The organism is Amycolatopsis sp. lyj-346 (assembly GCF_046548975.1).
GTDB lineage: Bacteria > Actinomycetota > Actinomycetes > Mycobacteriales > Pseudonocardiaceae > Amycolatopsis.
On record NZ_JAJPWT010000002.1, the window covers coordinates 662,105 to 676,491 of the forward strand.

General features: G+C 74.7%; 13 protein-coding genes. 7 read left to right on the forward strand and 6 right to left on the reverse strand.

The genetic code is table 11. From position 1 onward, the window contains the following. Nucleotides 1-53 precede the first annotated feature (53 nt). Together ACLJQE_RS09395 and ACLJQE_RS09400 are read left to right on the forward strand one after the other, a co-directional pair. Nucleotides 54-1,724: an ABC transporter ATP-binding protein gene (locus tag ACLJQE_RS09395; protein WP_410638748.1), complete on the forward strand. Its 1,671-nt coding sequence runs from the start codon at nucleotides 54-56 to the stop codon at nucleotides 1,722-1,724. Next, nucleotides 1,721-3,472 (forward strand): ABC transporter ATP-binding protein, encoded by a 1,752-nt coding sequence (locus ACLJQE_RS09400; protein ID WP_410638749.1) that lies wholly within the window; start codon nucleotides 1,721-1,723, stop codon nucleotides 3,470-3,472. Before ACLJQE_RS09395 ends, ACLJQE_RS09400 begins: the two co-directional genes overlap by 4 nt. A gap of 261 nt (nucleotides 3,473-3,733) precedes the next feature. On the opposite strand, the gene ACLJQE_RS09405 is transcribed toward ACLJQE_RS09400, so the two are convergent. Continuing rightward, on the reverse strand, nucleotides 3,734-4,606 hold the full coding sequence (locus tag ACLJQE_RS09405) for a MerR family transcriptional regulator (RefSeq protein WP_410638750.1): 873 nt from the start codon (nucleotides 4,604-4,606) through the stop codon (nucleotides 3,734-3,736). Between the two features lie 355 nt (nucleotides 4,607-4,961). Between ACLJQE_RS09405 and ACLJQE_RS09410 the strand changes: the two genes are divergently transcribed. The 3 genes from ACLJQE_RS09410 to glgC all read left to right on the forward strand — a co-directional run bounded on the left by ACLJQE_RS09410 (nucleotide 4,962) and on the right by glgC (nucleotide 8,036). Then, nucleotides 4,962-5,363, forward strand: a complete 402-nt coding sequence (locus ACLJQE_RS09410) for an STAS domain-containing protein (protein ID WP_410638751.1) — start codon at nucleotides 4,962-4,964, stop codon at nucleotides 5,361-5,363. Between the two features lie 304 nt (nucleotides 5,364-5,667). Then, complete coding sequence (gene glgA, locus ACLJQE_RS09415; protein WP_410638752.1) at nucleotides 5,668-6,822, forward strand: glycogen synthase; 1,155 nt, start codon at nucleotides 5,668-5,670, stop codon at nucleotides 6,820-6,822. Next, nucleotides 6,819-8,036: a glucose-1-phosphate adenylyltransferase gene (gene glgC, locus ACLJQE_RS09420; RefSeq protein ID WP_410638753.1), complete on the forward strand. Its 1,218-nt coding sequence runs from the start codon at nucleotides 6,819-6,821 to the stop codon at nucleotides 8,034-8,036. The genes glgA and glgC overlap by 4 nt, the downstream gene beginning before the upstream one ends. Before the next feature lie 6 nt (nucleotides 8,037-8,042). On the opposite strand, the gene ACLJQE_RS09425 is transcribed toward glgC, so the two are convergent. Then, nucleotides 8,043-8,174: a hypothetical protein gene (locus ACLJQE_RS09425; protein WP_257920605.1), complete on the reverse strand. Its 132-nt coding sequence runs from the start codon at nucleotides 8,172-8,174 to the stop codon at nucleotides 8,043-8,045. 96 nt (nucleotides 8,175-8,270) lie between these two features. Then, nucleotides 8,271-8,420 (reverse strand): hypothetical protein, encoded by a 150-nt coding sequence (locus ACLJQE_RS09430; RefSeq protein WP_410638754.1) that lies wholly within the window; start codon nucleotides 8,418-8,420, stop codon nucleotides 8,271-8,273. 173 nt (nucleotides 8,421-8,593) lie between these two features. Between ACLJQE_RS09430 and ACLJQE_RS09435 the strand changes: the two genes are divergently transcribed. Beyond that, entirely contained in the window at nucleotides 8,594-9,631 is a 1,038-nt protein-coding gene (locus ACLJQE_RS09435; protein ID WP_410638755.1) for an NADPH:quinone reductase, read from the forward strand. A gap of 43 nt (nucleotides 9,632-9,674) precedes the next feature. Here ACLJQE_RS09435 and ACLJQE_RS09440 read toward each other — a convergent pair whose 3' ends face one another. Both ACLJQE_RS09440 and ACLJQE_RS09445 read right to left on the reverse strand, forming a co-directional pair. Further along, on the reverse strand, nucleotides 9,675-9,917 hold the full coding sequence (locus ACLJQE_RS09440; protein ID WP_410638756.1) for a hypothetical protein: 243 nt from the start codon (nucleotides 9,915-9,917) through the stop codon (nucleotides 9,675-9,677). A 58-nt stretch (nucleotides 9,918-9,975) separates the two neighbouring features. Beyond that, complete coding sequence (locus ACLJQE_RS09445; RefSeq protein WP_410638757.1) at nucleotides 9,976-12,714, reverse strand: BTAD domain-containing putative transcriptional regulator; 2,739 nt, start codon at nucleotides 12,712-12,714, stop codon at nucleotides 9,976-9,978. A 121-nt stretch (nucleotides 12,715-12,835) separates the two neighbouring features. Here ACLJQE_RS09445 and ACLJQE_RS09450 point away from each other — a divergent pair, with 121 nt between their 5' ends. After that, nucleotides 12,836-13,315, forward strand: a complete 480-nt coding sequence (locus ACLJQE_RS09450) for a hypothetical protein (protein ID WP_410638758.1) — start codon at nucleotides 12,836-12,838, stop codon at nucleotides 13,313-13,315. 36 nt (nucleotides 13,316-13,351) lie between these two features. Here ACLJQE_RS09450 and ACLJQE_RS09455 read toward each other — a convergent pair whose 3' ends face one another. Continuing rightward, entirely contained in the window at nucleotides 13,352-14,311 is a 960-nt protein-coding gene (locus tag ACLJQE_RS09455) for an alpha/beta hydrolase (RefSeq protein ID WP_410638759.1), read from the reverse strand. Nucleotides 14,312-14,387 lie beyond the last annotated feature (76 nt).

The window sequence follows — 14,387 nt, forward strand, 5'->3', positions numbered from 1 at the left end:
CTTCTTTACTTAGACTAGCCTTACCTATCCCAGCTCTGGAGAGGGAGGCGCGGGTGAGCACGACGGGACGGCAGGTCCTCCGCCGGTCGATCGCCGGGCAACGACGATCGGTGGCGCTCGCGGCGCTCCTGACCGCGGGTCACCAAGGCGGCGAAGCACTGGTCCCGGTGGTGATCGGCGTGATCATCGACCAGGCCGTCGCGGGTGGCTCGGCAGGCACGCTGGTGACCTGGCTGGTGGTGCTGGGCGTGCTGTTCGCCGCGCTGTCGACCAGCTACCGCCTCGGCGCCCGCTTCGGCGAGCGCGCCGCCGAACGCGCCGCCCACGGCCTCCGCCTCGACGTCGGACGCCGGGTGCTGCACCCCGGCGGCGTGGGCGGCTCCGGCACCCTCGCCGGCGAGCTGGTGAGCATCGGGACGTCGGACGCCAAGCGCGTCGGCACCGTCAACGGCGTCCTGCCCTTCGGCGTCGCCGGGCTGGCCGGGCTGCTGGTCAGCGCCGTCGTCCTGCTCACCATGTCGCTGCCGCTCGGCCTGCTCGTGCTGCTCGGCACGCCGCCGATGCTGTACCTGGCGCACCTGATCGGGAAGCCCCTCGAGCGCCGCAGCGAGGCCGAGCAGGAGCGGTCGGCGTTCGCGTCCGGCGTCGCCACCGACCTGGTCGCCGGGCTGCGCGTCCTCAAGGGCGTCGGCGCCGAACGCGCCGCCGTCGACCGCTACCGGCGGACCAGCCAGGACTCGCTGCGGGCGACGCTGCGCGCGGCCCGCGCCCAGGCGTGGCACAACGGCGCGCTGCTGGCGCTGACCGGGATCTTCATCGCCGTGGTCGCGCTCGTCGGCGGCAACCTCGCCGCGGCGGGCGACATCAGCGTCGGCGACCTGGTGGCCGCCGTCGGGCTCGCGCAGTACCTGATCACGCCGTTCTCGATCTTCTCGTGGGTCAACGGCGAGCTCGCGCAGGGCCGGGCGTCGGCCGCGCGCATCGCCGACGTGCTGAACGCACCGCCGTCCGTCGGCGCCGGGGACGCGACGCTGCCGGTTCCGGCGGCCGGGCACGTCAAGCTGTCCGCGCTGAGCCGCGGCGCCCTGCGCGACGTCGGCTTCGAAGCGCGTCCGGGCGAGTTGCTGGGCGTGGTGGCCACCGACCCGGCCGCCGCGACCGACCTCCTGGACTGCCTGGGCCGCGCCGCCGATCCCGACGGCGGCTCGGTGTCGGTCGACTCGGTCGATCTGTCCACAGTGGATCCCAGCCGGGTCCGCGAGGTGGTGCTGGTCGCCGCGCACGACGCGGACCTGTTCGCCGGGACGGTCGCCGAAAACGTGGCCACCGGGCCGAAAACGGCCGAGGCGATGACCGCGGCCGCCGTCGACGAAGTGGTGAGCGCCCTGCCCGGCGGCGTCGCCACCGCCGTCACCGAACGCGGGCGGTCGCTGTCGGGCGGGCAGCGCCAGCGCGTCGCGCTCGCGCGGGCGCTCGCCGCCGACGCGCCGGTGCTCGTGCTGCACGACCCGACGACCGCCGTCGACACGGTCACCGAGGCCCGGATCGCCGCCGCGCTCGCCGAACTGCGGCGCAGCCGCACCACGATCCTCGTCACCACCAGCCCGGCGCTGCTGGCCGCCACCGACCGCGTCGTCCTGCTCGACGACGGGCGGGTCGCGGGCGAAGGCAGTCACGCCGAGCTGGCCGGCCGTCCCGACTACCGAGCGGCGGTGCTGTCATGACCCGCGAACTCCTCCCCGTGGCCGACGGCCGCCGGATCCGCGCCGTCCTCGGCGAGCTCGCCGGCCGGGCGAAAGGCCGCACGGCGGCCGCGTTCACCATGCTCTTCGCGGCCACCGCGATCGGCCTGCTGACCGCGCCGCTGCTCGGCCGGGTCGTCGACCTGGTCGCCACGCGGCGCCCGGCCGCGGAGCTCGTCACGCCGGTGGTGGGGCTGGTCCTCGTCGCGGTGGCGCAGGCGGTGGCGACCGCGATCGGCGTGTCGCTGGTCGCGCGGCTGGGCGAGACGATGCTGGCCGAGCTGCGCGAGCGCTTCGTCGAACGCGCACTCGGCCTGCCTCTCGAACAGCTCGAGCGCGCCGGGTCCGGCGACCTCACCGCCCGCGTGACGAACGACGTCTCGGTCGTCGCCGAGGGCGTCCGGCAGGCACTGCCCGAGCTGGGCCGGTCGGTGCTGACGGTCGTGCTGACCCTCGGCGCGCTGGCCGTGCTGGACTGGCGGTTCCTGCTGGCCGCGCTGCTGGCCGTGCCGATCCAGCTGTGGACCGTGCGCTGGTACGTGCCGCGCGCGAAGCCGTTGTACGCCGCGCAGCGCGAGGCCGTCGGGGCGCAACAGCAGCAGCTGCTGGACACCATCGGCGGCGCGAAGACGGTCCGGGCGTTCCGGCTGGCGGACACCCACCTGGAGCGGGTGCGGCAGCGCTCCGACGAGGCCGTCTCCCTCGCGTTGCGCGGAATCCGCCTGGTGACCCGGTTCTACGCGCGGCTCAACCTGGCGGAGTTCGTCGGGCTGTCGGCGGTGCTGGCGCTGGGGTTCGTGCTGGTGGGCGCGGACGCGGTGACGGTCGGCGTCGCGACGGCGGCGGCCCTGTACTTCCACAGCCTGTTCGGGCCGATCACGACGGCGCTCGCGCTGGTCGACGACGCGCAGGCGGCCGCGGCCAGCCTCGCGCGGCTGATCGGCGTCGCCGACCTGCCCGCCGAAGCGTCCCCTCCGCAGCCGTCACGGCCGGTGGACGCGTCAGTCAAGACGGCGGGGATCGGATACTCCTATGTGGACGGTCACCCGGTGCTGCGGGACGTCGACCTCGGTGTCGCGCCCGGCGAACGGGTGGCGCTGGTCGGTGCGAGCGGCGCCGGGAAGACGACGCTGGCCAAGCTGATCGCCGGCATCCACCGCCCGGACACCGGATCGGTGACGCTCGGCGGCGTGTCCTTGGACGAGCTGGGGCCGGAAACCACCCGGCGGACAGTGGGACTGATCAGCCAGGAGGTCCACGTGTTCGCCGGCCCGTTGGCCGACGACCTGCGGCTGGCCCGCCCGTCGGCGACGGACGCCGAACTGCGCGCCGCGCTGGCGAAGGTGGGCGCGCTGACCTGGGCGTCGGCGCTTCCGGACGGCCTCGCGACGGTGGTCGGCGAGGGCGGCCACCAGCTGACGGTGACGCAGGCGCAGCAGCTGGCCCTGGTTCGGCTGGTGCTGGCCGACCCGCCGATCGCGATCCTCGACGAGGCCACGGCCGAGGCGGGCAGCGCGGGATCGAAGGTGCTGGAATCGGCGGCCGCGGCAGCGCTGGAGGGACGCACGGCTTTGGTGGTGGCGCACCGCCTCACCCAGGCGGCGGCGTCCGACCGGATCGTGGTCCTCGACGCGGGCGCGGTCGTGGAGTCGGGCACCCACGACGATCTCGTCGCCGCGGGTGGTCAGTACGCGAAGCTCTGGGCAGCCTGGTCCGGTCAACGCGCCTGACACCGTGTCGTCCCGCCGGGGACGCGAGTCGTCCGGCCAGGTACGCGAGTCGCCGTTCCGGTACACGGAAGTCGCGTGATCAGGCGCCGAACTCGCGTGATCGGAGGCCGATCTCGTGTGATCGGAGGCGGATCTCGACTGCCCGCCGCCGCCTCCGCGCGCTCGTTCTCTCCGTCGGCCGGACCGCTGCAACGAGCTTGCAGCGGATCACGGCGGCAGGAGCGATCCAAGCCGGACACCCGGTGCGAGCCGGGCGCGGCCTCAGTTGTTCGTGTGCTCCACCGCCAGCTCCACCGCCGAAGGCAGGTCGTTCACCCACCGGAAGCCGCGATCGCCCAGGTGTGCCCAGCCCGGCCCCGCCGTGCCGACCTCGCACCCCGACGTGCGGATCCGGTCCGCCAGCAGGTCGTCGGCCGTGGCCGGGGCCATCGACCACAGCACCACGAGCACCGGGTCCAGGCGGGCCGCCAGGTCCGCCACCGTTTCCGCCGGGACCAGCTGGCCCAGGTACGTCGCCGGGACCGCCGCTTCGGCCAGTGTGGCCCGCAGCGCCTCGATCGGCAGCGAGTGCCGCTCCGCGGGGCAGCAGGCCAGCAGCACCGGGCGGCCCGGCACCGCCTGCGGGAACCGGCGGCTGAAGCGCTCGAACGCCAGGGAGATCTCCGACGTCAGCGCCCACTCCGACGCGAAACACACGTCGCCGCGTTGCCAGCGGTCGCCCAGGCCGCGCATGACCGGTGCCAGCACGTCGGTCCAGGCCGCCGACGGGCCCAGGGTGCCCAGCGTTTCGTCGAGCAGCCCGGCCACCGAGGCGTACCGGAGCTCTTCCGCGGCGTCGGTGAGCTCGCGCGCACGACGGGACGCCGGCACCTCGAGCCCGGCCGGCGCCCGGCCGAACGCCGCCTCCGCCGCCTCCCGCACCGGCATTCCCCGCGCGGCGAGCCGCTGCATGTGCTGCAGGCGGCGGACATCCGCGTCGGAGTAGCGGCGGTGGCGCCCGGTGACGGCGGGCGGGCCGATCCCGTACCGTGCGCTCCAGCTGCGCAGCGTCACCGGGGACACCCCGAGCAGCTCGGCCACCTTGCCGGGCGCCCAGGCCCCGGCGCCGGACGGCGCGTCGTTGTCGGGTTCCACCGTGCCCCTTCGCCTCTCGGATCGCGAACGGCCGAAGTTTAGCTATGAGCACGGCGGCCGAACGGCGGAGACACGCAGGCCGCGGCGGGGACGCGGCGGCGGGGCGATGGCCGGCCGCGTCCCCCTCCGGCGCCGCCCGGCACCGGTGATCCGGCCCGCGTCGGCCGGATCGGACGGCCGCGCGGTGTGGCATCCGCAACGGCCGGTGACGTACCGCAGAACCCGTCCCCTCTCCAAGCTATACCGTGCCGCAACGCTTGTGCATCGCCTTCCCCCGGATGTCGCAGCGGTCCGGGCGAATGACCTCGCGCCGCGGTGGGTATTCCTGCCAAGGTGTCCCAGGAGGAAGGAACCGATGACCGACCACCACTCCGCACCCGGCCCGGCCGGCGACGGCGTCGTCATCGTCCGCCGCGTCGGCGAACTGGACCTGCACCGCGCGCGCGAACTGCGGGACGCGCTGCTGGGACCGATCCACGACGGCGCCTGCGGGGTCGTCGTGGATTTCACCGCGACGACCTTCTGCGACTCGACCGTCTTCAGCGTGCTGGTCGAGGCCTACCGGGCCGCTGCCGCGCGTAACGTGCCGTTCGCCATCGCCGGCGGCGAGACCGCGGTCGCGCGCCCGCTGCAGCTGCTCGGCCTGGACCGGCTGCTGCCGCTGCACACCGGGCTCGACCCGGCGCTGGCCGCCGTCACGGAAAGAGCGGCCGCCGGGTGCGGTGACGCTTCCGGGCCGAGTGCCGCGCGGTCGTGACCGTCCGTCCACTGTAGGCACCGGCGCCGGTCACCCCGTCGGCCCTGTCCTGCCCCCCGTTCGACGGCTTGACGGAGATCGCGGTCTTCTGCGCCCATCGGCACGCCGGCCGCCCGCAGGCCGGCGTGGCGAGCCGCCCGCGGCGGGCTCGCCGGCACCGGACGAACCGGACCGGACGGGCGGCTGGTCCGGTTCCGCGGTGGCGGGTGCCGCCCGCGATCACCCGGGCAGTGACGGAAGACTCGTGGAATTCCCCTGTCCGCCAGACTGCGCCACCGACCCGTGAGGCCCTAGTGTTCGCATCATGAAGGTCGGCCTGCTCACCCGCGAGTACCCGCCGGAGGTCTACGGCGGCGCCGGGGTCCACGTGGAGTTCCTCGCCCGGGAGTTGCGACCGCTGGTCGACCTCGACGTGCACTGCTGGGGCACGGACCGCCCGGACGCCACCGGGCACACCGATCCGCACGGCTACCGGCAGCCCGCGTTCACGACCATGGACATCGCCGTGTCCATGGCGAACGCCCTCGAAGGCCACGACCTCGCGCACAGCCACACCTGGTACGCGAACCTCGCCGGGCACCTGGCCAAGCTGACGCACGGCATCCCGCACGTCGTCACCGCGCACTCGCTGGAGCCGCTGCGGCCGTGGAAGGCCGAGCAGCTCGGCGGCGGCTACCGCGTCTCGTCGTGGATCGAGCGCGAGGCCTACGAAGCCGCGGACGCGATCGTCGCCGTCAGCGGCGGCATGCGCCGGGACGTCCTCGCCGCCTACCCCGCGGTGCCGCCCGAGCGCGTGCACGTGATCCACAACGGCATCGACACCACGCTCTACCGCCCCGACCCCGGCACCGGCGCGCTGGCGAAGCACGGCATCGACCCGGACCGGCCGTACGTGCTGTTCGTCGGCCGGATCACCCGGCAGAAGGGCGTCCCGCACCTGGTGCGGGCCGGCGCTTCGCTGGACCCCGGTGTCCAGCTGGTGCTGTGCGCGGGTGGCGCCGACACCCCCGAGCTCGACGCGGAGTTCCGCGGGCTGGTCGCCGAGCTGGAGAAAACCCGCACCGGCGTCCGCTGGATCCCCGAGATGCTGCCGCGCGACGAAGTCGTGCAGCTGCTCACCCACGCCGCGGTGTTCGCCTGCCCGTCGGTCTACGAGCCGCTCGGCATCGTGAACCTCGAGGCGATGGCGTGCGGCACGCCGGTGGTGGCCAGCGACGTCGGCGGCATCCCCGAGGTCGTCGACGACGGGCGCACCGGCCTGCTGGTGCACTACGACGAACAGGACCCGAAGGGGTTCGAGGCGGGCCTGGCCGCCGCGCTGAACGAAGTGGTCGGCGCTGGGGACCGTGCCACCGCGATGGGTACCGCCGGCCGCGAGCGCGCGGTCGGCGAGTTCGGCTGGAAGGCGATCGCCGAGCGGACGGTCGCCCTCTACGAAGCGTGCGGGAGGTCGCTGTGAACGGCGAATGCCACGTCCTGGGCATCGTGCTCGCGGGCGGAGAGGGCAAGCGGCTGATGCCGCTGACGGCGGACCGGGCGAAACCGGCGGTGCCGTTCGGCGGCACGCACCGGCTGATCGACTTCGTGCTCTCCAACCTGGTGCACGGCGGGATCCGGCGGCTGTGCGTGCTGACGCAGTACAAGTCGCATTCGCTCGACCGGCACATCTCGACGACGTGGCGCCTGTCGGCGCTGACCGGCGAGTACGTCACGCCGGTGCCCGCGCAGCAGCGGCTCGGCCCGCGCTGGTACCAGGGCAGCGCCGACGCCATCCACCAGAGTCTCAACCTCGTCCACGACGAGAACCCCGAGTACATCGCGGTGTTCGGCGCGGACAACATCTACCGGATGGACCCGCGGCAGATGCTCGAGGCGCACATCGCCTCCGGCGCGGGGGTCACCGTCGCCGGCATCCGGGTGCCGCGGAAGGAAGCGAGCTCGTTCGGGGTCATCCGGACCACCGACGGGCTCCTGATCGACGCGTTCATGGAGAAGCCCGCGGACCCGCCGGGCCTGCCGGACGCCCCCGAAGAGGCGTACGTGTCCATGGGGAACTACATCTTCACCACGAAGGTGATGCTGGAAGCCCTGTACGCCGACGCCGAAAACGCCGCGTCGCACCACGACATGGGCCGCGACATCATCCCGGCGCTGGTCAAATCGGGCGAAGCCGCGGTCTACGACTTCAACACCAATGTCGTGCCCGGCGAAACCGAACGCGACCACGGTTACTGGCGTGACGTCGGGACCATCGACAGCTACTACGACGCGCATGTCGACCTCATTTCGACGCACCCGATCTTCAACCTCTACAACCGGAAGTGGCCGATCCTCGCCCACCCCGGCCAGCGCGCGGCGGCGAAGTTCGTCGAGGGCGGCTCGGCGAACCAGTCGATCGTCAGCAACGGCTGCATCATCTCCGGCGCCCAGGTCGTCGACTCGGTGCTCTCCCCCGACGTCATCGTCGAGCAGGGCGCGGTGGTGCAGGGCTCGGTCCTGCTCGACGGCGCCCGCGTCGGCCGCGGCGCGGTGGTGCGGCGGGCGATCCTCGACAAGAACGTCGTGGTCCCGCCGGGCGCGCACATCGGTGTCGACCTGGCCCGCGACCGCGGGCACTACCACGTCAGCGAGGGCGGCATCGTCGTGCTGGGCAAGGGGGAACGCGCGATCTGAGCCCCGTCAGGAGCGGGTGGCGGCCGAGATCCGCTCGACGACCTGCCGGGGGTCGATCCCCCAGCGCTCGGCGAGCTCCGAGATCGATGCGCCCGCCGCGTACTCGGCGGCGATCATGCTGTTGACGACGCCGGCCACGGCTCACTCCTCGCGCGGATGCTCGGGCACCCGAGATGCTACATGTTCGTCGCGGACGTCGAACAACGTGCTGTACGTCGGCGGCCCGCTCGCCGGTCACCGCCCGGATTTTTTCGGCTCTCGCGGCGGCTTCGGCGCTTTGGCCTGCGCGCGCGTCGCGCTGAACACGGCGTCGAAGATCGGCGTCGGCTCACCGTCGTCGCTCTCCGGCCGCTCGTCCCCCGGGTTTTGCTTTTCCTCTCCCACGCGCCCAGTTTCTGCGACGGCCGCCGATTTCGCTGGCGCCGACGCCGAAAATCGCCCGGCCGGGGGATCACCCACGCGGATTTCCTCGCTTTTCCGGGCGGAAAAACGATTTCCCGTTGCGCATTTCCTCGGTTACCGGGAATATCCCGGGCCGTCCGCGGATTGCACCCGGCATGAAAGCAGTCGTCTACCGCCGCCACGGCGGACCCGAGGTGCTGGAGCTGTCGGAACGGGCCGTCGCGGACCCGGGACCGGGCGAGGTCCGCGTCCGGATCGTGGTGTCCGCGGTCAACCCCACGGATTGGAAGGCACGCAGCGGCCTCCGCGCCGAGCCCGGGGCCGGCGTGCCGGAAACGGTGCCCAACCAGGACGGCGCGGGCGTGGTCGACGCGGTCGGCCCGGACGTCACCGGCTTCGCACCCGGCGACCGCGTGTGGGTGATCATCGCCGGCGCGTACGGGCCGGCGTCCGGCACCGCGCAGGAGTACACGGTGCTGCCGGTTTCGAAGCTGGTCCGGCTGCCCGACGGGGCCGGGTTCGACGAAGGCGCCGGGCTCGGCATCCCGGCGCTGACTGCGCACCGGGCGCTCACCGTCGCCGAGGACGGCCCGTCCCGGCTCGCTCCGGCCGCGCTCGACGGCCGCACGGTCCTGGTCAGCGGCGGCGCGGGCGCGGTGGGCAACGCGGCGATCCAGCTCGCCCGCTGGGCCGGGGCGACGGTGATCGCGACGGTCAGCAGCGACGAGAAGGCCGCCCTGGCCCGGGCCGCCGGCGCACACCACGTGCTGCGCTACCCAGACCCGGACCTGGGGGCCCGGATCCGCGAGCTCGCCACCGACGGCGTGGACCTGGTGGTCGAGGTCGCGATGGGGGTGAACGCGAAGCTGCACACGGAGGTGCTGCGCCCTCGCGGCACGGTCGCGACGTACGGCGACGACCGGGGTACCGGGACGGTGAGCCTCGATTTCGGGGCGAACCTGTTCCTGAACGCGCGCTACCAGTTCCTGGTGCTGTACACGGTGGGCGAGGACAAGCTGCGCGCGGGCGCCGAGGACATCACGGCGGCACTGGCCGACGGCGCCCTGCGGGTCGGCGAGGACCGCGGGGTGCCGATCCACCGGTTCACGCTGGCGGAAACGGCGAAGGCGCACGCCGCATCGGAGGACGGGATCAACGGGAAGGTGCTGATCGACGTCGGTCCGGCGGACTGACCCGCGGCCCGGCCCGGTGCCGTGCGGTGCGGCGCGGCCCAGCTCAGCCCGACGCGGTGCGGCGCGGCGCGGTGCGGCGCGGCGCGGCGCGGCGCGGCCCGGCCCAGCCTGGCTCGGCCCAGCCCAGCCCAGCCCAGCCCAGCTCGGCCCAGCCCGGCCCAGCCCGGCTCGGCCCAGCCCAGCCCGGCTCGGCCCAGCCCAGCCCGACGCGGCGCGGCTCGGCTCGGTGGGGGCTCGCCGGCGCCCCTGCCCCGTCGCCACCGGCGCCGGCCGGGACCCCGCCCACTGGCTCGCCCCCCGCCGCCGGGCGGCGGGAGGCGAGCCGGTCGGGCGTGGGAAGCCGGTCAGAACGTCGCGGGCGCGGTCAGGCCGATCTCGTCCTGCACCGCGCGGCCCGCACGCCGGTGCCGGTCCGCCTCCGCGTCCCGGCCCAGCGCGGCCTCCGCGGTCCCCAGGCCGAGCAACGCCCGCGCCTCCTGGGCGCGGTAGCCGGTCCGGCGTGCGGTCGTCAGGGCCACGCGGTACGCCGACCTCGCCGCGGGTGCGTTGCCGGTCGCCTGAGCCGCCGCGCCGAGGCTGTTGGCCGCCATCGTCGCCAGCAGCGGGTGGTTGAGCCGGGCGAGGATCGCGCACGCCCGTTCGGCGTGCCCGTGCGCTTCCGCCGGACGGCCGTCCGCCAGCAGGACCTCCGCGGCGTCGATGCGGCTCCACGCCTCCCCGAACGCGTAGCCCGCCTCGACCGCCGCGCGCACCGCCTTCTCCACCGTCGCCCGGGCCTCCGGGAAGCGGCCGAGACGAGCCAGGACCAGGCCCAGTTGCGCGCTCGCCAGGATCGCGCCGCGCGAGTCACCGAGCTCCTCCCGGATCGCGCGGGCGCGCGCCGCCGACGTCAGCGCCTCTTCGTACCGCCCGAGCACCTCCTGGGCGTTGCTGAGGTTGCCCCAGGCCACGCACGCGACGGCGTGGCCGCCCGTTTCCCCGGCCAGCACCAGTGCCTGCCGGTAGTGCCCGACCGCGTCGGCGTACCGGCCGAGCATGCCGTGCACCGCACCCATCCGGGCGAGCGCCGCCGCTTCGGCCGCGCGGTCGCCGGACTCGCGGACCAGCCGCAGCCGCTCCGCCGTGGTTTCGACGGCTTCGGCGAGCCGCCCGGTCTCCCAGTGCGCCGTCGTCAGGTTCGCCAAGCCGAGCTGCCGGGCGTGCGGATCGCCCAGCCGGTCCGCGGCCGCCGCGCCCGCGCGGGCCAGCGCCGTCAGCTCGTCCCGGTGCCCCTGCTCCCGCAACGCGGCCACCGCGCGGTCGGCGATCCGCCAGGCGTGCTCGTCGTGGCCTTCGAGCGCGGTGACGGCGACCAGGTTGGCGCGCTCGGCGGCGAAGGAGTACTCGCCGTCGCGGTAGTGGTCCAGGAGCCGGACGAGCGCCGCCGCGGCCTCACCGGAGTCCGCCACCGCCCGCGCGTGCCCGGCGATCAGGTCGTGGAAGCCGTAGCGGCCGGGGGCGGGCTGCCGCAGCAGGTGCGCGTCGAGCAGGTCTTCCAGGAGCCGTTCCGCCTGCGCGACGTCCGTGCCGTACAGGGCCGCCGCCGCGGCGGCCGCGAAGTCGCCGCCCGGGTGGCAGCCGAGCACCCGGAACATCCGCCGCTGCGGCGGCGTGAGGTCGCGGTAGGACAGCGCGAAGGCCGCCGCGACGTCCCGGCCGCCCGCGCGCAGCTCCCCCAGCCGGCGCCGTTCCGAGCCCAGCCGCGTCACCAGGTCATCCACCGTCCACAGTGGACGTGACTGCAGCCGGGCGGCGGCGATCCGCAGCGCCAGCGGCAGGTACCCGCACAGCCGCGCGACCGCGGCGCCGGGCCGTCCCCCGGCCGCCGCCGCGAACAGGGCCTCGGCTTCCGGCGGCGGCAGCACGTCCAGGGAAAGCGCGAGCGCGCCGTCCACCGCGGCGAGCCGGCGGCGGCCGGTGATCAGCACGCGGGCGCCCGGTCCGCCCGGCAGCAGCGGCACCACCTGGGCCGCCGAGCCGGCGTTGTCGAGCACGACGAGCAGGCGGCGCCCGGCCACGCGCGAGCGCCACCACGCGGCGCGCTCGTCGAGGCCGTCCGGCAGGCGGCTCGCCGGCACGCCGGTCTGCAGCAGCAAGGCGGCGAGGGCGGCCTCGGCCGGCAGCGGGTCGCGGCCCGGCGTGTGGCCGTGCAGGTCCACGAACAGCTGCCCGTCCGGGAAGTCCCGGGCGGCCCGGTGCGCGACGCGCACCGCGAAGGCCGTCTTCCCGACGCCGGCCATCCCGTCGACCACCACCGGACGGCCGGTGCGCAGCGCCTCCAGGGCCGCGGCGACGTCGGCCGCGCGGCCGGTGAAGTCCGGGACGTCGTACGGCAGGAAGCACCGGCCGGGCGCGGGCTCGTCGTGCAGCAGCTGTTCGTACGACGCCCGCAGCGGCGCGCCCGGGGTGATCCCGAGCTCGTCCGCCAGCCGCCGCTTCGCGCGCTGGTAGACGTCGATCGCGTCGGCCGGCCGCCCCGCCCGGTGCAACGCCCGCATGAGCAGCCCGACCAGGCCTTCGCGCAGCGGGTGCCCGGCGACCAGCGCGGTCAGCTCGGCGACGGTGCCGGCCTCCCCGGCGTCGACCTCGGCGGCCAGGCACTGCTCCAGCACCGCCAATCGGCGCTCCTCCAGGCGTTCGGCGTCCGGGCGCAGCGCGGCGCTGTCCACGCCGGCGAGTGCGGGACCCCGCCAGCAGCCCAGTGCCGCCCGGTATTCGCCACGGGCGGCGAGGTCCTCGAACACGTCGAGGTCGAATGCGCCGGGCCGCAGCGCGAAGCCGGGACCTTCGGCGGTGAGGACGTCTTCGCCGGCGCCGGCCGCGACGAGCGTGCGACGCAGCGCCGTGGTGAGGTTGCGGACCTGCCGCACCGCCGTCACCGGGGGTTCACCGTCCCACACGACGTCGACCAGCCGGGACACCGGGACGACCCGGCCGGCGTCGAGCAGCAGCGCCGCCAGGATGCGCTCCTGGCGCGGCCCGGACGGCCCGATCGGCCGCCCGCCGCCGAGCACTCGCACCGGACCCAGGACGCGGAACTCCATCACTCACCCCGCGGGCGAGGTTAACCACCCGCGCGGCGGCGCCGGTGCGGAAGTGATGCAGCTGTGATGCGCCGCCGCGGCAGCGTCGGGCCGGATCACGAGCCCGGCGAAGGGAAAGCAAATGCGCAAGTGGGGTTACGCGGCGTTGGGCACCGCGCTGGCGGCGGCGGTGCTCGGCACGCCCGCCGCCGCGGCAGGCGGCCAAGCCGGAAGCGGGCAGCAGGAGTGCCGGCGGGCGTTCGACCACGCCGTGTGGGAGGACATGGACAGCTACAACAAGCGCGACGCCGCCCGGTACCGCGCGATCATCCACCGCGACATGGTGACCGTGGGCCGCAAGGGCAACCTCTACATCGGCTACGACGCGAACGTGATCCCGGTGGTGGAGCAGCAGTTCAAGGTGCCCTACGAGTACGCGATGCCGTGGACGGTCACGCACACCGTCGTCGAGGACTGCAAGATGGGCTTCGCGATCCTGGACGCGCACTACCTCGAGCCGTCGCACGGCATCGACCGCCACTACACGATCAGCCTGACGCTGGTGCGCGAGCACGGCCGGTGGCAGGTCATCAAGGACACGGTCACGGACGTCGTGGCCTGACCGCGGGGCGGCCCGGGAGCACCGGGCCGCTCCCGCTCAGCCGGCCGTGATGCCGAGGCCGCGCCGCAGCGCGTCCAGCTCGTCGGCGAACATCCGGCGGGAAACCGCCGCCGTCTCGACCAGCGAGGACCCGTGGAAGGTGCCCGGGTAGTGGCGCAGGTCGACGGGCACGCCCGCGTGGGCGAGCCCCTGCGCGTAGGCGATTCCCTCGTCGCGCAGGGGATCGAACTGGCACGTCGTCACGAACGCCGGCGGCAGCCCGGCCAGGTCGGTGGCGCGCGCCGGGGCGGCGTGGGGCGAGACGTCCGGGCCGCCCGGTTCCGCACCGAGGTAGCTCGTCCAGCTGTACACCGCGTTCGGCCGGTTCCAGATCGGCGTGTCGGTGTAGGCCCGCATCGACGGGGTGTCCAGCCGGTCGTCGAGTTCCGGGATGCCGAGGTACTGGAAGCACAGCCGCGGGCCGCCGCGATCGCGGGCCAGCAACGCCACCGCCGCCGCGAGGCCGCCGCCGGCGCTCTCGCCCGCCACGCCGAGCCGGTCCGGGTCGATGCCCAGCTCGTCCGCCTTGGCCGCCGCCCAGGTCAGGGCCGCGTAGCAGTCCTCGACCGGGGCCGGGAACGGGTGCTCGGGGGCGAGCCGGTAGTCCACCGAGACGACCACGACGCCCAGCTCGTCGACCAGGCGCAGCAGGTGTGCGTGGAAGGTGTCGAGGTCGCCCAGGACGAACCCGCCGCCGTGGATGTACAGCAGGCCGGGCCCCGCCGTCGTGCGGTTGGCCGGCGCGTAGACGCGCACGGGGACGTCCGGGGCGTCGGACGGCCCGGGCACCGCGAGCTCGCGGACGTCCACGGGGTTCACCGGTTCGTAAGCGGGGAGTACCTGGCTGAGCTGCGCCATCGAGGAACGCGCGGCCAGCAGGGACTCGTGGTCGGTGAGCACCACGGCCGGGAGCATGTCCAGCCAGGGCAGCAGCTCGGGATCGATCGCGTAGGTCATGGTCCGATCATCGGCCGCGGACGGTGACCGGGCCACCGCCACGCGGCGGGCGTTGCGGGCCCGATCCTCGCCACCC